Here is a 23976-nt window from a genome sequence, read left to right as displayed (position 1 = left end):
CAAGGCATGAATCGGGCGCGCATCAATATTTTATTGCTATTGTGCTATTTTCTGGCCGCATGTACGACGCCACATTCTCCCGCTCCGGTTGTGAATCTCTCTAAAGGTAAGACCAGTTATAAACAAAAAATTCAAATAAAGAATAATCAATATAAGGTTAAAAAAGGTGATACCTTATTCGCTATTGCTTTTAGTGCAAATAAGGATGTTAGAACTGTTGCCAAAATCAATAAAATTAAGCCTCCCTACACCATTTTCCCCGGTCAACTCATCTTATTAGAATATCCGAAAAAGAAGTATAAAGCGCCTAAAAAGCAGTCGGTAAAAACCGTAAAATTAACCGATAAAAAACAAAAAAATAACATTTCACCGAAAAAAGAGCTTGATCGACCTAAGCAACGAGAGTATGTTCAAAAGCAAGCCAGCGAAAAATCCAGTCATACCAAGCAGTTGTCAAATAATAAGGTACGATGGCGCTGGCCCGCAGTTGGTAAGGTGACCCGACGTTTTTCTGTTAAAGAAAACGGCTATAAGGGAATTCAGATAACAAATAAAAAGGGAACATCTGTTAAGGCTGCGGCAAATGGCGTTGTTGTATATGCAGGGAGTGCATTACGGGGATACGGCAATTTGATCATTCTGAAACACACAGATGATTACCTTAGCGCGTACGCCCACAATTCCAAATTGCTAGTAAGAGAGCAGCAGCAAGTTAAAGCCGGGCAAAAAATTGCCGAAATGGGAGATACAGACGCATCATCTGTTGCGTTGCGGTTTGAGATCCGTTACCGCGGACAAGCCGTAAATCCTAGTAGGTATTTGCCTAAATAATAGCCTATCGACGTAATGATGGAAGACTGTCACTTATTCGCTTGGGGGGATGCTTATGGCTCAAACAGCAAAATTGAATAGTAAAGTAAATCCAGAGTTGGACGAGAAGTTTGAAGATGTCTCAGTCGAGGAGCCCAAATCGGAGCTGCTGGAAGATATTGAGAATGATGAAGACCTTTTCGCCAAGGACGACAGCGTTAAGAATTTAGATGCAACTCAGTTGTATCTGGGAGAGATTGGCTTTTCGCCACTGCTCAGTGCAGAAGAGGAAGTTTACTTCGCACGTAAAGCCTTGAAAGGCTGCGAGGCGTCGCGCAAACGCATGATCGAAAGTAACCTGCGCCTGGTGGTTAAAATTGCGCGCCGTTACAATAATCGGGGCCTGGCACTGCTTGACCTGATTGAAGAAGGAAACTTAGGCCTTATCCGGGCTGTTGAGAAGTTCGATCCGGAGCGTGGTTTCCGCTTTTCTACCTACGCCACCTGGTGGATCCGTCAGACCATTGAACGGGCCATCATGAACCAGACTCGCACCATACGTTTACCTATCCACGTAGTCAAAGAGCTCAATGTGTACCTTCGTACAGCACGTGAGCTGACGCAAAAACTGGATCACGAGCCGACCGCTGAGGAAATCGCAGAGTCACTCGACAGACCGGTTGAAGATGTCAGTAAGATGTTGCGTTTGAACGAGAAAATCACCTCTGTGGATACACCCATTGGCGGTGATAATGACAAGGCCTTGCTGGACATTATTGCAGACGAGCGTGGTTACGAGCCTGAAAGTGAAGTGCAGAACAAAGACATCAATCGTCATATTGTCGACTGGTTAGGTGAATTGAACCCGAAACAAAGAGAAGTGTTAGCACGTCGCTTTGGGTTACTGGGTTACGAGCCGTCGACACTGGAAGATGTAGGACGTGAGATTGGTTTAACACGTGAACGCGTACGTCAAATTCAGGTAGAAGCACTGCGTCGCTTAAAAGACATTTTACAACACGAGGGGCTAAGCACCGACAGCTTGTTTGAACAAATGTAAGCACACTCGCAGCGCATATTTTTTATTGTCTCGTTTGTTTAGCTGAATTAGTCAAGCGCTGCTGAGCACACATCGTAGAGTCATTCCGTTGTTCGAATGACTCACGCATTTCCAAATCCCTTTGCTTTTTTCTACTTTTGTTTTAATAACCCATTGATTATTATGGTTAAGAAGGGCTGCGTATTGATGGTTTTTTGATATCTGTAGTCTGTTGCATAAGCGGCTAATTCATACTCACAAATCTTATCTGGCGCCCCTAACTCATGCTGAATACCATAGCTACAGGTTTCAGTAACAGCACCCTACACACCTGTCTGAGCATCGACTTCATGACCTGGACTGTCACCCTTTACTCGGTACGAACGTCACCCCGTACTTGCTACGAACGTCATCCCGTACTTGCTAAGAACGTCATCCCATACTTGATACGAACGTCATCCAGTACTTGCTACGAACGTCATCCCATACTTGATACGAACGTCATCCAGTACTTGATACGGGACCCACTAACAGGCTACACAGCTGCTGATCTTGCACACCAACTATACCCCACACTGTCACTCGATACAGCAATCACCAACATACCAGAGTAAACAGCTCCAAACACCCAACCATAAGGCATAAAAAAAGGGCTAAACCCTAAGGTTTAGCCCTCATTATAAAGCCTGGGGAATGTTGCTTATTGAGCCTGTGCGTTCAATGTAACGCCAGAGAAAGTTCTGTAAGCGTTAAGACCGAAGTACCAAGTACCCGCTTGTGGGTTAGTGAAAGTACACGTCTCTGCATTACCACCTTTATAAGGACGGCAGTCATAGCTAGAGCTGGTAGGTGCACTACCTTGCTTAACGAACAGGTCAGCGTCGCCTGTACCACCAGAGATGGTTACAGTCAGGCTGCTCATACCCGCAGGCACGTCTAGTGACTTCTGAACCCAGCCACCTGTGCTTGCAGACAGGTTAGACTCAGTCAATGAAACCGGACCAGTAGAACCACCAGCTGTTTCAGCTTTCAGGCTAACACCGCTGTATGCAGAGTAACCGCGCATCATTACGTGGTAAGTACCAGTAGATGGGTTATCAATTGTGCATACTTCGTTGTTACCACCTTCGTATGGACGACAGTCGTAAGTTGTCTGAGTCGGCTTAGCGTTTGCACGTACGTACAAGTCAGCATCACCGGTACCGCCACTCATAGTGAAGGTAACTTTGCTCACACCACTGGTGACGTCAAAAGTGTAGAATGTTTCGCTGCTTGCGCCGCCAGACAGGCCAGTTTTAGCTACGCCGTCTTCCAGCTCGTTGCCACCAGTACCATTGTCGTTGCCAAGTGCTGCATCTACCGCCGCTGACGCATCGATGATACCAGTACCACAGCTAGTACAGGTTGCAGGGAAGCTGCGAGTTGTGCTTTTCAGGATGCTTTCAACTTCATCCGGCGTTGCAGATGGTTTAGCTTGTTTGATAAGCGCCGCTACACCCGCTACGTGAGGTGCCGCCATTGATGTACCTTGTGAATACGCATAGCTGTCGCTTGAAGGCGTGTTGCTACCTGAGTTGTAAGTAGACAGAACACCTTCTGGATCATTAGCAAAGCTTTGTGCGCCACCTGGTGCTGCAACATCAATGTTTGAACCGTAGTTTGAGTAGTAAGCGCGACCACCGTTACGACCTACAGACGCAACATTGATAACACCAGAACAGTTACCTGGGTTGTAGTTTGCAGAGTTGTCGTTGTCGTTACCTGCTGCAATAACAATTGTGGTGCCGTTTGCACGCGCTGTATTGATTGCATTTTGAGTGGTAGAGCTACATGAACCACTGCCACCTAAACTCATGTTAATTACGTCAGCTGGGTTAGCGTTTGCAGGTACGCCAGATACTGAACCACCTGATGCCCAGATGATAGCGTCAGCGATATCTGAAGTCAGACCACCACATTTACCAAGTACACGAACTGGTACGACTTTCGCGTCGTAAGCAACACCGGCAATACCTTCACCGTTGTTAGATACTGCAGCCACAGTACCTGCTACGTGTGTACCGTGCCAGCTTGAATCACGTGCACTGTGCGTATAACCACACTCGTTACGTGTAACCGCGTCACCCGGGTCACGTGCATCGCTATCACGACCGCCACCATCGTTAGCAACAGACACATCTGAGATCATGTCATAACCTTGTAGCAGGTTAGCGCTCAGATCCGCGTGCGGACGGTAACCAGTATCCAGTACAGCAACAACTACGCCGCTACCAGTTGCTTTGTCCCAAGCAGCAGGTGCGTTGATACCACCGTTTGCTTCAAAGTAGTGCCACTGATCAGAGTAACGTGGATCGTTAGGCGTTGCGAAAGGCTGTAGCATCTGATCGATTTCGATGTATTCGATGTTGCCAGTAGCGGCCATTTCTTGCATCAGGCTTTGTGCTTCAGCTGCAGTTAGTTTCTTGTCAACACGCATTACGTGGTGGTTGCTCAATGCCATTTTACGAACGTACTTGGTTTGTAGTGAAGATTTTTTCTTACTTTTGAAGTTCTTCACGAAACTTTGAGCGCGCGAGTTCATCATTGCTGGTGACATATCTGCACCGGCAACAGACATAAGCTGGCTGCTGTTATCTTTATATTTGATGATGAACTGAGTACCGGCTGTGTTCTGGCTTTCCATCTTCTGGCTCAACTGCGCCATGCTAACGCTGTTGTTGAGTGCTTCAAAGTTGTTTGCCATTGCATTAGTCGCGGCAAACATGCCAGTCATTGCCAGCGCAACTGCGCCGATTTTTAGGTTACGTGTTGTCATTCTTAGAATTCCCTAGTTTCTTACTTGTTGTTGTTGTTCTGTTTGCGTGTGCAAGCAGATGGTTATCGAAGGTAAAGAAGTGGTTAAAGTATTTAAAGTGCTGTTTTGTTATTTACACTATTGTTTTTGTTATAAGTGGATGGCTAGATAGTTCGTTTATTGCAATAGTTCATTGTTTTTATTGCATAATTATTCTTTGTTACAGGATGAGGTATGATTTAGTTAGTATTGTAAATGATTGTAAATGGTTAATATTTTATTACTAGTTGTGATAAAATTATGTGCCTTTGTTTGCTAAATAACCGCATTACTCCACCTCTTGGGTATAAGTTGATACAATACCTGCATAACTTTTTCAGGACACAATATACAATGTTGAACTTTGATGTGGTGATCATCGGCGCGGGCGCGGCTGGCCTGATGTGCGCGGCACAAGCTGGGTATCGGGGCCGCAGTGTGGCGGTGGTTGATATGGGCAAAAAAGCCGGTCGAAAAATACTCATTAGCGGCGGTGGTCGTTGCAATTTTACTAATGAGGGTGCCACACCACAGAACTATTTATGCGCCAATCCCCATTTTGTGAAATCCTGCCTGAGCCGCTACACCCAGCATGATTTCATCGAGCTGGTGGACAGACACGGCCTGGCCTATCACCATAAAACGCTCGGTCAGCTTTTTTGTGATAACAGTGCTCAGGACATAGTCGATATTTTGTTAACAGAGTGCGACTGGGCCGGGGTTGAAGTATTCCTGCGCAATGAGGTGATCAAGGTCGAACGCACTGACACGGGTGGATATATTGTAACGACCTCTGAGCAAGTATTTAGCTGTCAGTCTCTGGTGGTCGCTGCGGGCGGCCTGACCATGCCTAAACTGGGTGCCACCCCCATTGGCTATAAAATTGCTGAGCAGTTTGGCCTTAAGGTTCTGCCGACCATGGCGGCACTGGTGCCGTTTACTCTGCATGACCATGACAAAGCCCGTTTTGATGGGCTGGCAGGCGTCAGCCTCCCTTGCACTGCGCAAAGTGAAGATGGCACCAGCTTCAAAGAAAACCTACTGTTTACTCACCGAGGCCTGTCCGGCCCGGCGATTTTGCAAATCTCCTCGTTCTGGCGTGCCGGACAGGGCGTGATTGTGAACCTGCTACCAGAGACCGATATGCAGGCACAATTGCACGACTGGCGTCAGGAGCAAGGCAGTAAGTCTCTGAAAAACATACTTAGTACAGTGTTACCTAAGCGTTTTGTCGAGGTCTTGATCAGCGAGCAAACCGTTCCGGATAAAAATGCCAACCAGCTCAGCCACAGCGAAATCGACACGCTGGCCCACGCTCTGCACCACTGGCACATCAAACCCAACGGCACTGAAGGTTATCGCACCGCCGAAGTTACCTTAGGGGGCGTCGACACCGACGAGCTCAGCTCCAAAACCTTCGAAGCCAAAAAAGCCCCGGGCCTGTACTTTATCGGCGAAGTCACCGACGTCACCGGCTGGCTCGGCGGCTACAACTTCCAATACGCCTGGAGCTGCGGTTGGGCATGTGGACAGGCGTGTTAGGTTTGTGTAGAGACAATAATGGTGAAGTGATTGTCAGGTGTGACAGGTATTGACCAGCACACCTGACAAGCTGGTTTAAAGTGTAATGTTGTAACTCAAGTGGCTTTAAAGGAGTTGTTGCCATGACGGGAACAAGTAGGGCTCCCTTGTTGTGTTGATGGCTGGCACTAATGTTGCGAAATTTATTTGTCGTTTAATGTCGTCTAGTACCCGAGCTGAATTTTGCAGCTTGGTGTTCTGCGCTTAGATATCAGCTCTTTATCTTTGCTAGTAATATATCAAGAACTCGGTTTGAGTGGTTTTTATGGTGAAATCTGCGGGTACTCCACTCCAACGTACTTGATTGACTTACGCTGCTTGTCGATTTGTGCAACACTGATGAGATTGTCTGCCTGAGTATGAATGCAGAATTTTGTAACGAATAACAATGTGTGGTGTCCGTGATAAAACGCATTTTGAAGACGTACTGTAATGTAAACGTCTGGTTTTTATGGCTCTTAGTGAGTTCGGCTTTTTCTCCTGTTGCTCAAAGTAAAACGCTGCGATTTGGCGTAGACCCCTGGCCACCATTTGTCATTGTTGAGCAAACACAAATCAGTGGTATCGATGTTGATATAGTCCGACATCTGGCAGATGCCCTTAATCTTGATCTTGAGCTGGTTCGCTGCCCGTTTAAGCGTTGTCTGCGAATGATGGAGAGCGGCGAGCTGGATATTCTGGGCTCTTTGCAAAAGTTCAAAGACCGTGAAGTCTATATGCAATATCTGGAACCTAGTTATTACACTGCGAATAAAGTGTTCTATACCCTGAAGGGGAGCGAGGTTAGCATCAACGCCTATCAGGATCTCGAGCGCTATATTCTCGGCGTGACACTGGGCCATAAAAATGACCCCCAATTCGATGCAGACACCCGTTTCACAAAATTCGCAGCGGTAGACACAGACAAGCTGTTTAGCCTGCTGATGAAAAAGCGCATTGATGCAGCGCTGAGTGTGGATGTGCGCTCTGATCATTATTTAAAAACCCACAATCTAAGCCAATATATCCACAAGGCTTCATTTTACTTTAAAGGCACACAAGGTTATCTGGCTGTATCGCGTGCGTCCAAGCTGCTCGAGCGGCATAAGGAGATCGAACGTATGCTTGCTGGCATGGTAAGTGATGGCACCATAACCAGTATGATTGACGCTGTGGTACGTGAAAAGGTTAATAAAACGCCCCCGACGGGCTAGACATTAACCTGTTTGTTTTCCCTTTCAAATTAAAATAATTGTTGTGTCCAGTGCTTAATTCGATGTATCAGGCAGCGCAATGGCGTTGCTGAGTCATTATGTTTGGGGTTGCAGTCAGAGAGTTTGAAGGAAAATGGGGTTTTGCTTTTGATAGCTGGCACAAATGCGGCTTCGATGTGATTAAAGTGGTGCTCAAAAAAAGCGGCATTTAGCCTCGCGACGTCCAGGATAGCGTTAACTTGAGGCGAATCTTTCAGCCCGTTTTTCAGCCAGTCTTTGAGGACCACAATGTCAGAAAAACTGACGTGATTGAGCGATTCAAACAGCGCTAAATAGCCCTTATGGTGTACGTTGAGAAAGATTTCGCTGAAGTATTCTTCGTCTGCCTGCACATACATAAAAGGTTGTGTTACGGTGAAATCTTGCCAGCCAAATACAGTGCCATCCATATTAACAATAGCGGTTACTTCGGGTGTTTTTGCAGCGGTATAAAATGCCGCAGCACCGCCGTAAGAATGACCCAGAATACCTACCTGACCATTGAGTGCATTGAACAAGGGGCTCTGCGGGTCTTGATCCATTTGTTTTATTTTAGCCAGTACAAACCGCTGATCTGCAGACCACATGGGTAAATCAATGCCCAGATCATCTGACGGCAGCTCTATCGTTTTTAACGCTTTTGAATTGGGCGGCTGATAATGATCCGAGCCAAAGCTGTGATTGATGGAAGCGACCAGGTATCCCTGGCTGGCGATATGTGCAGCCATGATGGTAAACAACTCGGGATTTAGATAATAACCGTGGGAAAAAATGATCAGGGGTAAAGCGTTGTGTGACAGATGTATTTCACTCTCTGCGGCAATGTTCCATGTCATTGAGCTCAGCGAAGCGATATGTGTCATATCTGCATCTGTATCATAAATCAGCCTGTGCGAGCGCGAAAACTGATTACTCAACAGCGGTAATCTCTGGGTGCTGGCGCTTAGTTTGGTGGGATAAAAAAATCGTACACCAAGTTGTCTGGGCGTGTCGGGTTGTGTCCTGTGGCCGGGACGATTTAAGTCCTTAAAATGCATGTAATGCGTGCCAACCGATTGCTCCAACGGCAGGATAAGTCTATTTAAAGTGTGGTCAATGCTGAGCTGTGAAAATAGTGGCTGTGTAGTTAGCAGGCTAAACAGGCTGAATAGCAGGTAAATCGATAGTCGTGGCATCTATGGCGCTTTGTTATTTTTATCTGGTTTGTATTGCGTGAGGTTACAACTCTTTTATTCATATTTCAGCTACTTATGGCGCCTTCAACTTGTGCAAAATGGTGCACTGGTCTACCTGCTCGGCGCTGCATGAGGCGAGGGTTTGCAGGGATTGCTCTAGCAAAGCGAGTTCGCGCTGGGCGCGCTGTACTTGGGCGAGTTGTTCGGCGATGATTTTATCGACCACGGCGCAGGAGGCGTTGGGGTCGGCTTGTACTTCTACCAGGCGTTTGATGTCGTCCAGCGGGATGTTGAGCTCGCGGCAGCGGCGGATAAAGATCAGGGTGTCTACGTCTGCCGGTTGGTAGTGGCGGTAGCCGTTGCTGGTGCGTTGTGGTGCGCTGATTAAACCAACTTGCTCATAATAGCGGATGGTTTTCGCATTTATCTGGGATTTCGTCGCAAGTTCGCTGATTTTCATATTGACCTTCCAGTCGCTGTAACCTTTAGCATCGGCAGTATCATTTATTCCTGTCCTGAGGGTCAAGTAAATAGTTATGTCTGATACGTTTCGCTCTACTGGTTTGGTTTTGTCATTAAGTTGTTTATCTCTGGGGATGTCGGTGAGTGTTGCGGCGCCGCTGATTCCGCTGGCCACTGCTGTGAGTACTGCGCTGGTTTCGCCAGGGCCTGAGCACCATGAACATGAATCCCATGCTGAAGAACAGCATGAAGACGGGGGCCAGGATGCGCACGCTGAAGGTGAGCACCATGATGAACACGGCCACGGTCATGAGATGGAAAAAATCGTCATCCAGGCAACGCGCTCTGGCCGGATTGCCGATGAGCAGCCGGTGCGGGTGGAGCTGATCAACCGCGAAGAAATCGAAGAAAAGGCGGCGATGCGACCGGGCAATATTTCTATGCTGGTAGCCGAAACCGGTGGCGTGCGCATGCAAACCACCTCGCCAGCGCTGGGCAGTGCCAATATCCGATTGCAGGGTTTGTATGGTCGTTATACTCAGCTGCTGGCCGATGGTCTGCCGCTGTATGGTAATCAGGCTGCGTCGATTGGCCTGTTACAAATTCCGCCAACAGATCTGGGCCGGGTTGAGATCATCAAAGGCTCGGCGTCATCCTTATATGGTGGCTCGGCGCTGGGTGGGGTGATCAACCTTATTTCCCGCAAGCCAGGCGACGAGTTCAAGGGCGAGGTGCTACTGAACCTAACCACACGCGATGGCCAGGATCTGACGTCTTACATCGAAAGCCCGCTGACTGATGACCTGAAAGGCTCGCTGACGCTGGGTGCACACCATCAGAAGTCTGAAGACATAGACAACGACGGCTGGTTCGATTTGGCCGGGTATGAGCGCTACACTGCACGGCCGCGTTTGTTCTGGGAAGGTGAGCAGGGTGAAACCCTGTATGTCACTGCCGGAGCCATGACCGAGCAGCGCAATGGTGGTACTAAAGCTGGGTTTACCATGGCGGATGGCAATCCGTATGTACAAACGCAGGATTCAGAACGTCTGGATGGTGGGTTTGTGTATAGCCAGCCGATGTCCGACATGCTTACGCTACATGCGCGCTCATCGGCCATGGTGCAAAACCATGAGCATGGCTTTGGTCTGATACTGGAAGAAGACAAGCACGAGAGTTATTTGTTTGAAACCAGTGTCAGTGGGTACAACGACACCACCGACTGGCTACTGGGCATGGCCTATCAGTCGGATGTGTTTGAGTCTGAGACGTTTCCAACCTTTGATTACAGCTATGAGGTGCCGGGCCTGTTCGCGCAGCTGGATCACACGCTGAGCGATACACTGACCGCCTCAGTGAGTGCACGGGTGGATGACCACAATGAATATGGTACTCAGTTCAGCCCGCGGGTCACCTTGTTGTATCGTCCGGGTGAGCTGACGGTACGCGGCTCCTATGCGCAGGGCTATTTTGCGCCAACGCCGTTTGTGGAAGACATCGAAGCCGCGGGTTTATCGCGCTTAGCACCGGTAGGTGATTTACAGGCAGAGGAAGCCGAAACCGCCTCGCTGGACTTTACCTACACCTTTGATTCGGTTGAAACCAGCCTGACCCTGTTTGGCTCAAATGTGGATAACGTCACTGAGCTGGAGGTCGTGCCGACAACAGATGGTACCCAGCCTACTCAGGTTCGCCTGATCAATGCACTGGGCGAAAGTCAGATCCGTGGTTCAGAAGTACTACTGCGTTATTACTGGCGCGACGTAAAACTGACCGCCAGTTATTTGTACCTTGATGCAACCCAAAGCGTGGATGGCCAGACCCGCACAGAGATTGCGCTGACGCCTAAGCACTCGGCCGGATTTGTGGCCATGTGGGAGCAGCACGGCAACTTCCGCGCCGGGTTTGAAGCTTATTACACCGGGCCGCAGCGCCTCAATGCTAACCCGTATGTCACTGAGTCTGATCCATACTGGCATCTAGGCCTGATGGGGGAGATCACCACCGGGCGTTACAGCTGGTTTATCAACTTCGAGAACCTGCTGGATGTAAAGCAAACCGACGAGCATCCATTGTTGTTGCCGCAGCAGGCCCTCAGTGGCCAGTGGACAACGGATATCTGGTCGCGTAACGATGGCTTTATTGTGAATGCGGGTGTGCGCATTAAATTTGGCCATTAACCCTCAGGTGCAGCTGTTCGGGGCGGTGTCTCTCACTGATAAACTAAGTGGGCTTTTTAGTAGATCCCGTGTCAAGCACGGGATGACACAGAAGGGAGCTGTTGCTTTTAGTTAATCAACACCAGCTCCTGATCGATACCGATAAACTGCTCCAGTAGCAGTTGCTCCCCGTGCACATCGCTGATCTTCCAGGCAGTAGGTTTCAGGGAACGCAGCGTATTGAGCAAGTTTCCGTCTAAGTCGTACCGGTTCAGCGTCAGGTTTGTCTGGTCGACGCTGTAGATATGCTCGCCTTTTATGACCATAGCACGCCCGTACAGGGATGGGAGCGTTATGGCGTCAGCGGGATCTTCACCCGGCATAAAGCGCTTTACCCTGCTCTGAGCATCACTGTAGTACACCTGCTCATCCACCTGCCATGCGCGCTGTACGCCGTTAATCCCCAGTTTAGTCAGCTGGTTACTTGTTAAGTCATAACGATATAAACCACCGGGCATGGGGTCGTTTATCAGCACCAGCACTTGCCCCGATTGATGCCAGGCTTGTACAGAATGAATGGGCAATCTTGTGCTCAGGCTGTGCTGCTGGCCAGATAAACCAGCGCGGTACAGTTTTCCGCCTTGCGCCCAGAGCAACTGAGTTGAATCGGGCGACCAGACAAACCCATGGACAGGATGGGGGAAGCTGGCATCGCTGAGTGCAATGACCTGGTCATTCTGCCAAACCCAGAGCTGATCCACTCCGTTGCGATTGGATATGAACGCAATATGCTGACCGTCCGGTGAATACTGCGGCTGCCGCTCCTGGACCTGGGTGCGTGACAAGCTCGGGTAGGGCAGAGAGCGGGTGTTCAGATCGGGGGCTTGTGTGGTCACAGCCAGATCACCGTGATTGAGCGCCAGCTTTACGATATCAATGTCTTTTCTGCCAGTCACCGCAACCAGAGTATGACTGTCCGGGTGCTGATCTGCGGATACCAGATTGGTAGCCGGAGTCGGTAGCAGGTTCAATTCACCGTTTAGTTCCAGGCTATATAACTGACCATGACTGATAAGCAACAGGGTACGACCGTCGGCAGAAAAATGGCCGGCGAGCAGGGCATTGGGGTCCATATTGGGAAGCAGGGTTATCGGGCTGTTGTGAAGTATTTGCGCGTTTTTATCCAGGAGCGTCAATCTGTGGTTGCGCTGCTTATCCCGGCTAAACAACGCAAAACGCTGGCTGGGCGCGTGATAGTCAAAGTGATACAGGTAGTCATCTGTGGCGGAATATAAGGGGCTGACAGTCTTAGTTAAGTCGTTGTATTGAAGCAGCCGGGTTTGGTCTGGGCTGTGTTGTAAGAAGGCATAAGCATGATTGGGTAGCGCTTTAGGTGTGTGGGGCTGGCCTGAGCTGCACAGGTAACGTGGCTCAATGGCTTGGGGTTTAGCAAGTGCCTGGGCGAAATCCAGCGTGGCCAGCGCCCAGCATGTGTGCGTTTTGTCGGTGACAATGTCTTGATCACAGTCGGCTTTGGCTGCAAACACCAGCTCTCTGCCATCTGGGGTGAAACTGGGCGCGCCAAATTGGCCGGGTGTATTACTGAGCTGAAACTCTTTACCACTATCGAGGTGCCTTGCCCACAAATGGCTACTACAGCTGCCCGCATAGCGGTTAAAAATCACATGCTGGCCATTCGGGCTGAATAGGGCATGAGATTCATGAGCATCAGTGTGGGTCACCGGAGTGAGGCGAGTGTATGCCGGCAGTGGCTTGTTGGGCCAGTTGAGGTATACCAAGGTGCTCAGTAAGAGTGTGCTTACTAATGTTATAACTAGCTTCAGGTAAGGTTTTTGGGTTTCAGTCTCTGCAGCTTCTGGCCAGCGTACCGGGACCAGCAGGCGGTATCCTATCTTTGGGTGGGTAGCGATAATGGTGGGATTTTTGGCATCGTCTCCCAGTACTTTACGCAAAATGGCAATACAGCGTTGCAGGGCATTGGGCACGACTTCAACGCCCTGCCAGACGTGCGTCATAATCTCCTGATGGGTAACAACTTGCTTGCCGTGTTCGCGCTGGCGCTGTGCCAGCAATAGCAGAACCTGCAACACCTTTGGCTCTACATGGGTGTGCTGCTCATTGAGGATCACGACACTGCGGGAGAGGTCGATTTCATATGCGTTAATAAAGAATCTTGTCTGTGTCATTGTAATCCGCTACTGCCTGAATCCGGCATTGAGTGTACGGCGCAATGTGATGTCTGTCGAGGTGTGCAACAGCGGATGCAGATCTGTTACTTGAGACATTGTTTTGCTGCAGGCAGGGATATGAGGTTTTGTTGCCTGAGTGAAATCACCTTGCTGAGTTGCGCCAGACCAGCGGCCCTTGTTATCCCGGCCTCCGAGCCGGGTAGCATGCAAAATATGCACAATTGCAGCGTATGTAATGTGAAAGTCATGTGTTTTTGCATCGCTAACTTATGAGTTGCCGGTGAGTAGATCCCGTGTCAAGCACGGGATGACGGCGGAAGGGGCACGGGATGGATGAGAAAAGCGCATGTGGTGACGGAGCAGGGGCGCGTGGCGGCAGAGTAAAGAGCACGGAATAGCGCAGGGTGAGCGGTTTGGAATACATTAAAACTTATCTATCCTATTCAATGTATTAGATTTATTTTCTGCGTGTTAACCCGGTAATTTCTTGTCCCTCAGCAATTCATCAGCTTTTCATTAGGGTGGCTTTGTGGTGTTGTGCTGCGCCATGGCATCCAATGGCGCTCAGACAATAATAAAAGAGCGCTAATCCTATGTATTTTGATAATAACAAACGCTTTATCTGTTTTTCCGGACACGGTTTTAAACACGTTTCTCAGTGGCTGAGTACTCTGTTTTTCGGGATGTTGCTGATATCGAGACGCCCATCTATGTTGGTGTTGTGTTGCGCGCTGGCCACTCTGGGCGTTTGTCCGCTTTCTCATGCACAAACGTGCGAGGTACAGATCATTGAACGTACGGTTGAGGCTTACGGAGGTGAACGCTTACTGACTGTGCCGGGTTTGTCGGTCAATGAATCCTTCTACCATTATTCACAGTGGTTGAGCGGTCATGCCTTGCAGGGCCCGATGGTGACTTATATGAGTGAGTTGCAAAGCGAGTATCACATTGATTTTGCCTCGCAACGTATGGTGTTTAAGCAGGCTAACACTCGCCGGGTGGGCAGTCATGGCAGTGATACACCTGAAGTGACTCATCGCTTGTTTAACGCGGGTAAGGGTACCAGCATTGATCATGCTTTGCAGCGGTATCAACCGAGCCCGCGTATCTCCTTTGAGAATGCTACGCTGGGCTTTGACGCCATGCTGGATACCCTGATCGTGCGTAAACTGGCAAGGCTCAAACAAACCAGCCGGTGGCTTGATAAGGCTTATATCGCAGGTATCCCCCATGATGTGATGACTGTGCCACTGGATGATGATCCGCAGACCACGCATATACTTTATCTGAACCAGGACAGTGGCGCATTGAGCCGGGTGATGACTGAGCTGCAAGGTAAAAAACGGTTTTATGACTTTATAAATCACCGCAAAACCCAGGGGATTCTGTGGGCGTCTCAGGTGCTGGTCAGTACCGCACAGGGTCCGCTTTATCACAGTCGGGCGCGCACGCTTAACGTTGGGCAGCCCGGCGAAGCGTCATTTCAAATTCCAGCTGCTTATCAACGCGCGCCAAAGGTAAAGCCGTTTGATGTTGCCGGGCTGACAATACGTGAGCTGGCAGCTGGCGTGTATTTTGTTGGTCAGGATTGGGGTTATACCTTATTTGTTGATGCCGGTGATTATCTGATCTCGGCAGGTACCTGGCAGATGAACGCGCAGGCCGGCGCATGGGCGAAAGCACTGAGCAAATTAAGAGACAGCACCTCACTTGATAAGCCTGTGAAGTATCACATTGTGACACACCATCATACCGATCATCTGAGAGGCTTAGCGGATACTCAGGCTGAGAACACCACCTTGCTCGTCCATCCGGCCGACAAAGCGGCGGTTGAAGCTGAGCTGGGCCCACGTGTCAACATCGAGCCTATCCCTGCCTCCTACACGCTGGCTGCTGGTAAAATCCGTTTGTTGGATGTGCCCAACAGCCATGCGGCACATAACCTGATTGTCTACCTGCCTGACTCACATATTTTACTGACAGAGGACATGTTCGGCAGCAGTTTCGAACAGGCGCTGCACTCACCAGCTCGCTGGCCAGACCTAGATACTTACCATAGATTGGATACGCTGGTGGACACGCTCAACAAGCAGGGGATTGACGTTTCGCAGTATGTGTCTTCGCATCATGGCAGGGTGCTGACTCAGACAGATATCGACCGGGCCATGGCGATACCGCGCACTGAGCGCGCAGTGCTGTTACAGCGCTTATTTGGGGGTAAATAAGAAAAAAGCGGCACACAGCAGTAGGACTGTGTGCCGCCTGGTCGTGGCTAACGGTGGCTGTTACTCATAACGCAGTATCAGCGAAGGACGGGTGCTAGCCGCTTTAAAGGCCAGACAGGCAACGGTCAGCCAGGTGATGGCCAGCACGGCCAGTGTGGCGGCGGCATACACCCAGGCTGCCTGTTCAATGCGTTCGTTAAAGTTATTCAGCCAAGTACTCATTACCCAGTAGCTTAGCGGTATGGCCAGTAACCCCCCTATGCCGACTATGGTGATGAACTCCTTAGATAAAATGGTCACTATGCTGAGCCGTGATGCGCCTAGTACTTTGCGCACTGCCACTTCTTTTTGGCGGCGAATGGTTGCAAACGACGCCAGCCCCAAAATCCCCATACAGGTCAGCACAATCGACAGCGTACTGAACAGCAGTACCAGTTGCTGCATTCTGAACTCGTTGATGTGGGCACGCTGATAGTCGTCTTCAATCAGGCTGATCTCGACCTCAGGCATCGCCAGCTCGTCGCGAATGAGCTGTTCGGCCTGGCGCATCACTTGCGCTTTGTTTGCTCCCGGTTGCAGCTTGAGCACCAGAGTACCAATTGCTACATTAATGTCTCCCGCAGTCAGTAACACCGGGAGTTGCTGCTGACGTGCTGAGCCAATTTTAATGTCTTTGACAATGCCAACCACCGTGGCGCGGGCTGTACCTGCGTGTGAGCTGAGGGTCTGGCCCAGCAGCACGCTGGGTTCATCGTAGCCGGCCTGCTTTGCCAGACTCTGTGAGAGCAGCACAGAGAAAGATCGGATATTGTCATCGTTGGTTTGGATCCAGTCGCTGGCAAACTGAGGCAAGAAATCCCGACCTGCTACCAGCTCCAGGCCCAGTGTTTCAACGGCGTGGAAGCCAGTGGCGATAGTCGGCTGTGTGCCTTGCAGACGCTCTCCGTTTGGAAATACCAAAAACAGTTCAGAAGTCATATCATTGGTCAGCAGGGTATCTGACTGAGTGACCTGCGCGACGCCTCGCAGCGCTCTGAGGGTTCTCAGTACCCGAGGTTCTGCTTCCTGATATAGCGCTTCTGCGGGCAGGTTTTTAATGATCAGTCGGTCGTTTTTTGCATAGCCAACCGGCAGGTCGTTGATCAGCGCCATTTGTTTGTAAACCACGGCAGCGGCAACAATCAGCGCCACCGATAGGGCCCCTTGCAGTCCCAGTGTCAGCTTGCGTACCCAGATGGCTGTTTTACCGCGTTGCAGATCACCACTGAGCACCCGCTTGGCACTGAACGAGGCAATAAACAGCGCCGGGTAGAGCCCCGAGATCACCCCTATCAGCACCACAACACCCATCACCGCGACTAAAAATAAGGGCGAGAAGCTCAATGACAGGCTGCGCTCAAGCAGCTGGTTGGCATAGGGGATCACCATTTCCACTAATGCCAGTGCAATCAGCGCAGCCACCATCACGATAAACAAAGACTCCGTCAAAAACTGGGTGATCAGTTGCGGCTTACTGGCCCCCAATGCTTTGCGCACACCCACTTCTTTGGCACGTTTTGCGGCACCGGCAATGTTCAGGTTGATGAAGTTCACACTGGCAATCACCAGCAGCAAAATAGTTAACGCAATACAGACTTGCATGACCAGACGAGAGCCGCCTTGTTTCATCTCAAACGGGCCACTGCTGTGAAAGTGCAACTCTGACAGACGGCTTAATTCTATGGCCCTGAGCTTGCGGCGGCCGGTCGACTGCTCGCGCATGGCCTCTGTCATCTGCTTGGCGATAAGCCCAGCATCTGTGCCTTCAGCCAGGCGCATATAGACATAGCCAATGAAGGGCATTTTGGTGGCCTTGGGCAGTGCCGTTAAGGTTTCGAATACAAAATGGGTGTTGTCCGGCAGATCGTCAAATACTGCGGCTACTTCGTACTGACCCTGTGTATATGACAGGGTTTTGCCCACGGCATTCACGCTGCCAAACAAACGCAGCGCTTGTGCCCTGCTAATGGCCAGCAAACCCGGACGGCTTAGGGCACTGTTCAGGTCACCATGCAGCACCGTCATATTGATAAACTCCGGCAAATTGGCCGAGGCCAGATAGACCTTGCTCAGGCGTACCTGCTCGCCCGCCACACTGACGTCCAGCGCCATCGGCTCGGCTGAGTAGGCCAGGTTGTCGGTGGACACCAGCATCATGATGTCTTCAACCTGTGCATGGTTTTGCATATTCAGGGCCTGTTGCGAGTCGGAGGCTGCGATCAGTTGCAGACCCCAGGCACGGTAATCGGTATGCACCCGGTAAACACGCTCAGCATGGGGGTGTTGTTTGTCAAAAGACAGCTCATAGGCTGCAAACAGCGCTACCATAATGGCGGCTGCCAGACCAATACTAAAACCGGCCAGATTAAGGGCAAAGTGGCGGGTGTCTTTTTTAATCGCCCTGAGTGTGGTTTTAAAGTAATTCACAATCATAACAGATACGTCCTTTTTAGTGCCGGCGCGTTAAGCGGCAGGGGAAACGCTGTTGGCTTTGTCCAGCATGACCTGGCCGTCGAGCAGCCGCACCAGGCGATCGGCATAAGCCCCTTCTTTTTCCGAGTGGGTAACCACAATCACAGTGGTGCCTTCGCGGTTGAGTTCGCGCAGCATAGCCATGACTTCTTCGCCATTTCTGGAATCCAGGTTACCGGTAGGCTCATCCGCCAGGATCAGCTTAGGGGTGATCACGAGCGCTCGGGCAACGGCCACCCGTTGCTGCTGACCGCCTGACAATTGCTGGGGCAGGTGATCGGCGCGGTGGTCAATAGCCACGCGCTTTAAAATGGCTTCAACCCGCTGTTTTCGTTGTGCTTTAGAGATGTTCTGATATTGCAGGGGTAGCTCCACGTTTTCGAATACGGTCAGTTCATCAATCAGGTTAAAACTCTGAAACACGAAGCCGATAGACGATTTGCGCAGTTCAGCCAGGCGTTTTTCGCTGTATCCGGCAATGTCGGTGCCAGCGAATTCAAACGCGCCTGAGGTGGGCGAGTCGAGCATGCCTAGAATAGACAGCAGGGTTGATTTACCGCAGCCCGAGGGGCCCATAATGGCCAGAAACTCGCCTTCATTAACCTGTAGGTCAATTTCGTTCAGCGCGATAGTTTCGACGTCTTCAGTGCGAAACACGCGGCTTAAGTTTGTCAGTTTAATCATCTTCAATTCCTTCAGGCTGTTGTTATTCTGGTTTTAGTTCAGTTGTAATGTCTGTGCTTTATCAAAGTGGCTGTAGCTGGAGGTGATCACCTGATCGCCCGGTGCCAGTCCGTCTAATACTTCAAAGTAGTCACGGTTTTTCTTGCCCAGCACGATGTTTTTACGGATCGCGGTGTCGCCCGCTACCACATAAACCCAGTTGCCACCGCTGCTGGTATAAAACGCCCCGCGTTTGACCAGCAGGGCATTGTTTTTGCTGTCGCCCAGCATCAGGGCCACATCCAGGTTCTGGCCGCGTTTTATGCCATCTAGCCCGGCTGGCAGCGCTACTTCTACCTGAAATTGCGCATTAGTGACTCGGCTGTCGATTTTGCTGACGTGCGCAGTGACTTGCTCGGTGCCTAATGAGACGTGTACTGCCATGCCGCTGTGTACCTGGTTAAGATAAAACTCATCCAGCCGGACCGTGAGCTTGTATTCATTCGGTATGTCTATTTGACCCAGGCGTGCGCCACGCTCTTTGGACTCGCCAATTTCAACGTCCAGCTCGCTCAGATAGCCAGACACTGGTGCTTTGATCAGCAGGTTATCGAGGTTGTGACGGGCAAATTGCAGGTTCTTTTGCAGCATCTCAGCACTGTCTTCGAGCTGTTCAACCTGGACTTCACGGATGGTGTTTTCCTGTTTTTGGCGATCCAGGGTCAGTTCCTTACGGGCTTTGTAGTAGGCCAAATCATCTTTGATTTCATCCAGCTTGTCCTGGGCCAGCAAGCCTTTTTTAGCCAGTCGCGCCGATTGTGTGTAGCGCCTTTGCAGGTGGTTGATCTGCAGTTCAATCTCCAGCAGGTCGCGGCGCAGGTTCAGGCGGCTGGTTTCCATGTTCATTTGCGTGTTACGCAGAAAGTTAAGTTGCTCGGTGACTTGCGCTTCACGGCTCATGACATCCAGTTGAAGATTCGTATTGCTCAGGCGCACCAGTGGCTGACCTTGTTCAACATACTCACCTTGTTCAACCAGACGCTCTTCAACCCGGCCGCCAGCGACGGTGTCGAGGTAAATGGTGGTTTTTGGCACCACCTGACCACGCAGACTCAGGGCATCAACAAACTGGCCCTGCTTTACGGTACTGATGGTCAGGCTGTTTAGTGGCACATTTTGGCTGCGTCCGGTGCTGCTCGATTGTGTAAAGGCATAGGCAAGGGCGGTTGCTAGTATTAAGCTAACCGTGACGCCCGTCTTAAGGTGCTTGTTGAGTCCTGAGCGTTCTATCTTTTTATCCATAGTGCAGCTCCTGCTGTCTGATGCGGTTCGGGTGTATGAACTAAAGTAATCAAACCGCGTGCCAACCTTGAAAGTATAATAAATACAAAGGACTATCGTCTTATTTGGCTTTTTGCTCTGGCGCAGGTGTCCGCTAATAGAACAGTCGGTATCACGCAAGTGCCCATAAATGGACACATACTCGTGCAATACGCTAAGCTAGTAAGCCAATAAAAATAAGTTAGGGACAGATCGTGAGCGCAAAACAACCCGGGGCCATTTTGGTAGTGGACGACAACCCGGATATTCTGATCGCGGCGAGGTTGCTGCTCAAACAACACTATCAGGTGGTCAAAACCACCGACAATCCGTTTGATATTGAACAGCTGGTTAAAGCCCACAACATTGAAGTGATCCTGCTGGATATGAACTTTAATCGTGATGCCATCAGTGGTCAGGAAGGCTTTTACTGGCTGAAGAAAATCATTACGCAGGACCCCAGCATTGTGGTCTTGCTGATGACGGCCTATGGTGACATTCAGCTGGCGGTAGATGCCATTAAGGCCGGCGCGGCAGATTTTATTGCTAAGCCCTGGCAAAACGAGCAGTTACTGGGGGCGGTTGCGGCGGCGTTTGCCCACGCCAAAGACAAGCAGCAGTTGGGCAAGCTGACTCGCCAGACACAAGGACTGAATCAGGCGCTCAGTGAGTCATCAACGGGCCCGGCCTTTGACTTTCTGGGCCAAAGTGCGGCTATGCAACAGGTGTTTGCGACCATAGACAAAGCGGCTCAGTCTGATGCCAATATTCTGATCACCGGTGAAAGCGGCACAGGCAAAGAGCTGGCCGCTCACGCCATTCACCGCGCCAGTCTGCGTGCTGCACAGCCCATGATCAGCCTGGATATGGGCGCCATTTCTGATGCGCTGTTTGAAAGCGAACTGTTTGGCCACAAAAAAGGCGCTTTTACTGATGCCAAAACCGATAAAATAGGCCGGTTTGAGCTGGCCAGTGGCGGGTCGTTGTTCCTTGATGAGCTGGGGAATTTGCCCTTAAATCATCAGGCCACCTTGCTGGCGGCGCTACAGAATCGTTGCATCACCCCTGTGGGTGGCACTAAACCGCTTGATGTGAATATCCGCCTGATCTGTGCGACGAACGACAACCTGCAACAGGCGGTCAATGAAGGACGCTTCAGACAGGATCTATTGTATCGTATCAATACGGTCGAAATCCGCTTGCCTCCGCTGAGGGAGCGCAGCGAGGATATTCCCTTACTGGTGAATTATTATCTGGCGCACTTTGCACACAGGTACAAACGTATATTGCAGATCACCGAGCAAGATATGGCCGCGCTGTGCGGATATGGCTGGCCCGGTAACGTTCGCGAGCTTGCCCATGCGATTGAGCGGGCTGTGATTTTATCGGATGGCGATACGCTGGATGTGACGTCTGTGATTGGCGCGACCGCGACCTCATTGGAGGCTGTACAAGACAGTAGTGGGAGTTACGACACGTTCGATCTGGAGGTGCTGGAACAGCGGGCCATTCGTGCTGCGCTTAAGCATTATCAGGGTAATGTGAGTCACGCTGCCAAAGCGCTGGGGTTGACGCGCGGTGCTATGTATCGGCGACTGGAAAAATATGGGCTGTAGGGAGTAACCATGTCCTATCTGAAACGTCACCCCCGCTGGTTACTGGGGTTACAGCTGGGCCTTTTGTGTGTGCTGATAAGCTTGGCAACCGGACAATATCTGCACAGTGGGCTCAGTGCCAGCTGGTTGCTTGTATTGTTGCTGATCGTGGTGTGCTGTGGTGCGATATTTACCTTGTTTGCCCGGCAGCAAAGACAAAGCACGGCGGTGATCCGGGCGCTGGTGAATGGCGACAGTTCTTTGCGACTCAGTCCCAGTCATCCGCTGCACCAGGAGTATGACGAGATCCGCCATACTATGCAGGCAGCGCGGTTCAAAGCTGAGCAACAGGCTCAGTTTTTTCAGGCTTTGTTGCTGCACATTGAGCTGGCAGTGCTGGTGTGTGACAGTGAAGGCAAGGTGATTGAGTCCAACCCGGCGGTGGCACGTCTGCTGGGTAAGCCGGTCAGCAGCGTGACTGAGCTGGACCAGATTGGCGCGTTAATTCAAAGTTGTGATACCCAGTTAAAAACCAGTGCCCCCTGGCAGCGTGGTGAGCAGCAGGATACTTTGTCAGTACAGATCAGCGTCGCACAAATTCAGGGTCAGATCCGCAAGGTGATCACCCTGACCTCTATTCATACTGCCCTGAACAGCAAAGAGCAACAGGCCTATAAGCGCCTGACCCGGGTATTGACCCATGAAGTAGCGAACTCCATCACCCCTTTGTCCTCGATTGCTCAGTCTTGCCGGGGACTGTTGCCCGATGCACTGTGTTTTGATGATGAAGACGACAAAGACGATTTGATCCTGGCATTGAATACATTGGCTGCGCGCACTGAGCATCTGGGAGCGTTTATTACCCGCTTCAGGGCGATCAGCAGTTTACCACGCCCGAGTCTGAGTCCCACCTCCCTGGCGCCTTTGCTGGAGCGGTTAGTAGCCTTGCACAAAAACCAACTCAGTGCGGCAGGGATCCAGTGTGAGCTGAGCGTGTTAACCAAGCTGCTGGTGATGCTGGATCCCGGACAGATCGAACAGGTGTTGATAAACCTGTTCACCAATGCGGTTCAGGCCATTGAGCAGGTGCAGCAAGGCGGCACTCAGCAAATCGACAACCCAGTAATTCAGCTGACGCTGGCACAAAATGAGGCACAGCAGGTGTATGTGGAGATCTGCGATAATGGGCCGGGCGTTGAAGCGCATGTCGTTGAGATGATGTTTGTGCCTTTCTTCACGACTAAACAGCAGGGATCGGGCATTGGCCTGAGTCTGTCTCGGCAGATCATGGTCAGCCATGGCGGCGACCTGATCTATTTGCAAAAACCACAGGGGGCCTGCTTTCGCTGTGTATTTGGCTAAAGGAAAAAAGCCAGGCTAGCTGGCTTTAGTTTGAAGGCCATGGCAGGCAACCATGACCGGGGTCATAATCTCGGGTACCGTAGGGGGCCAATAAGACACCGTACCGGGCAAGGTACCTCTGATTCATCGTGTCGCAGCATGATGGCTGAGCGCAAGTCAGGCCAAGTATTCACACCCAGAGTAGGCGTATAGGGTAAAAGTCGCAGGACTATGCCACTTGACGATGCGTGCAAACGCTAACCGTTTCAATCATTAGTCACCCGGGCAATTGTTATTGCGGATACACTCTTTATCCATGTCATCAACCCAGACATCCTTGAGGTAACAGCCTGCCGGGTCGTCGACCCAAATCACTTCAGTGTAACTGAGATCAACGATTTTAGAGAGGTAAAGGTAGCCTGCATAGACCTTGCCGTTCTCATAGTGGTGGTTGATAGGCCTTTGCTGTCTACAGGTCGTGTCTTCGACGATTTCCTGGTAGCTTGTATTAAGATAATCTACATTGTTGCCTGTACTGTACAGTGTACCGCTGTGGGTGCAGTGATACTTGACTTTAGTGGTCGTCACCTTCTTTTTGGGGCAGACCAAAATTTGCGTCCAGTAGGCGCTGGCAGGGGCCGAGTAAGCCATTACACTGGCGAGTACAATGCTGATTGCTTTGAGTGATTTCATGTTGTTTTCCTTTTGCTTATTGCTATTCGAGTAATACCAATTTGCTTAATGAAGTGTTCTGTTAACTCCTTCAAATTGAACAGGTATTAAGTGAAATTGGTATAATATCCACAGCCGATTTTGATTG

Annotated in this window: 17 protein-coding genes; 8 read left to right on the top strand and 9 right to left on the bottom strand. The window is 50.5% G+C overall.

The genetic code is table 11. The features are described from left to right. The first annotated feature begins 6 nt into the window (after positions 1 to 6). Entirely contained in the window at positions 7 to 831 is an 825-nt protein-coding gene (locus CWC22_RS16535) for a peptidoglycan DD-metalloendopeptidase family protein (protein ID WP_138538686.1), read from the top strand. Between the two features lie 55 nt (positions 832 to 886). Next, entirely contained in the window at positions 887 to 1870 is a 984-nt protein-coding gene (gene rpoS, locus CWC22_RS16530) for an RNA polymerase sigma factor RpoS (RefSeq protein WP_058797954.1), read from the top strand. 679 nt (positions 1871 to 2549) lie between these two features. On the opposite strand, the gene CWC22_RS16525 is transcribed toward rpoS, so the two are convergent. Next, positions 2550 to 4664, bottom strand: a complete 2115-nt coding sequence (locus CWC22_RS16525; RefSeq protein WP_138538687.1) for a S8 family peptidase — start codon at positions 4662 to 4664, stop codon at positions 2550 to 2552. Between the two features lie 372 nt (positions 4665 to 5036). Here CWC22_RS16525 and CWC22_RS16520 point away from each other — a divergent pair, with 372 nt between their 5' ends. After that, positions 5037 to 6224 carry an NAD(P)/FAD-dependent oxidoreductase gene (locus CWC22_RS16520; protein ID WP_138538688.1) on the top strand — a complete coding sequence of 396 codons (1188 nt, stop codon included), beginning with the start codon at positions 5037 to 5039 and terminating at the stop codon, positions 6222 to 6224. Between the two features lie 440 nt (positions 6225 to 6664). Further along, the gene (locus tag CWC22_RS16515) at positions 6665 to 7456 is read left to right on the top strand and encodes a substrate-binding periplasmic protein (protein WP_171045087.1); all 792 of its coding nucleotides are present in this window, start codon (positions 6665 to 6667) and stop codon (positions 7454 to 7456) included. 29 nt (positions 7457 to 7485) lie between these two features. On the opposite strand, the gene CWC22_RS16510 is transcribed toward CWC22_RS16515, so the two are convergent. Together CWC22_RS16510 and CWC22_RS16505 are read right to left on the bottom strand one after the other, a co-directional pair. After that, positions 7486 to 8670, bottom strand: coding sequence for an alpha/beta hydrolase family protein (locus CWC22_RS16510; RefSeq protein WP_138538690.1), 1185 nt, complete (start codon positions 8668 to 8670; stop codon positions 7486 to 7488). 73 nt (positions 8671 to 8743) lie between these two features. Further along, positions 8744 to 9130, bottom strand: coding sequence for a MerR family transcriptional regulator (locus tag CWC22_RS16505; protein WP_138538691.1), 387 nt, complete (start codon positions 9128 to 9130; stop codon positions 8744 to 8746). Positions 9131 to 9206: 76 nt separating this feature from the next. Between CWC22_RS16505 and CWC22_RS16500 the strand changes: the two genes are divergently transcribed. After that, entirely contained in the window at positions 9207 to 11312 is a 2106-nt protein-coding gene (locus CWC22_RS16500) for a TonB-dependent receptor plug domain-containing protein (RefSeq protein WP_138538692.1), read from the top strand. A 107-nt stretch (positions 11313 to 11419) separates the two neighbouring features. Here CWC22_RS16500 and CWC22_RS16495 read toward each other — a convergent pair whose 3' ends face one another. Both CWC22_RS16495 and CWC22_RS16490 read right to left on the bottom strand, forming a co-directional pair. After that, the gene (locus CWC22_RS16495) at positions 11420 to 13498 is read right to left on the bottom strand and encodes a winged helix-turn-helix domain-containing protein (protein WP_138538693.1); all 2079 of its coding nucleotides are present in this window, start codon (positions 13496 to 13498) and stop codon (positions 11420 to 11422) included. Between the two features lie 9 nt (positions 13499 to 13507). Then, entirely contained in the window at positions 13508 to 13720 is a 213-nt protein-coding gene (locus CWC22_RS16490) for a hypothetical protein (RefSeq protein WP_138538694.1), read from the bottom strand. Between the two features lie 374 nt (positions 13721 to 14094). Between CWC22_RS16490 and CWC22_RS16485 the strand changes: the two genes are divergently transcribed. Then, positions 14095 to 15726 (top strand): MBL fold metallo-hydrolase, encoded by a 1632-nt coding sequence (locus tag CWC22_RS16485; RefSeq protein ID WP_138538695.1) that lies wholly within the window; start codon positions 14095 to 14097, stop codon positions 15724 to 15726. Between the two features lie 60 nt (positions 15727 to 15786). Here the strand turns inward: CWC22_RS16485 and CWC22_RS16480 are convergent, their stop codons facing one another. The 3 genes from CWC22_RS16480 to CWC22_RS16470 are packed head-to-tail and all read right to left on the bottom strand — an operon-like array spanning position 15787 to position 20202. After that, the gene (locus tag CWC22_RS16480) at positions 15787 to 18198 is read right to left on the bottom strand and encodes an ABC transporter permease (protein ID WP_138538696.1); all 2412 of its coding nucleotides are present in this window, start codon (positions 18196 to 18198) and stop codon (positions 15787 to 15789) included. A gap of 30 nt (positions 18199 to 18228) precedes the next feature. Then, positions 18229 to 18921 (bottom strand): ABC transporter ATP-binding protein, encoded by a 693-nt coding sequence (locus CWC22_RS16475; protein WP_138538697.1) that lies wholly within the window; start codon positions 18919 to 18921, stop codon positions 18229 to 18231. Positions 18922 to 18954: 33 nt separating this feature from the next. Then, positions 18955 to 20202 (bottom strand): efflux RND transporter periplasmic adaptor subunit, encoded by a 1248-nt coding sequence (locus tag CWC22_RS16470; RefSeq protein ID WP_138538698.1) that lies wholly within the window; start codon positions 20200 to 20202, stop codon positions 18955 to 18957. A gap of 233 nt (positions 20203 to 20435) precedes the next feature. Between CWC22_RS16470 and CWC22_RS16465 the strand changes: the two genes are divergently transcribed. Further along, the gene (locus tag CWC22_RS16465; RefSeq protein WP_125560851.1) at positions 20436 to 21836 is read left to right on the top strand and encodes a sigma-54-dependent transcriptional regulator; all 1401 of its coding nucleotides are present in this window, start codon (positions 20436 to 20438) and stop codon (positions 21834 to 21836) included. Between the two features lie 9 nt (positions 21837 to 21845). Beyond that, a complete protein-coding gene (locus CWC22_RS16460) occupies positions 21846 to 23177 on the top strand; it encodes a sensor histidine kinase (RefSeq protein ID WP_138538699.1) in 1332 nt (443 codons plus the stop codon). A gap of 252 nt (positions 23178 to 23429) precedes the next feature. Here the strand turns inward: CWC22_RS16460 and CWC22_RS16455 are convergent, their stop codons facing one another. Beyond that, positions 23430 to 23849 carry a hypothetical protein gene (locus CWC22_RS16455; protein ID WP_138538700.1) on the bottom strand — a complete coding sequence of 140 codons (420 nt, stop codon included), beginning with the start codon at positions 23847 to 23849 and terminating at the stop codon, positions 23430 to 23432. Positions 23850 to 23976: the final 127 nt, after the last annotated feature.

The sequence above is a fragment of the Pseudoalteromonas rubra genome (assembly GCF_005886805.2).
Classification (GTDB): Bacteria; Pseudomonadota; Gammaproteobacteria; order Enterobacterales; family Alteromonadaceae; genus Pseudoalteromonas; species Pseudoalteromonas rubra_D.
Note: the sequence above shows the minus strand (reverse complement) of the source record. Positions and strands in the feature narration are given on the sequence as shown.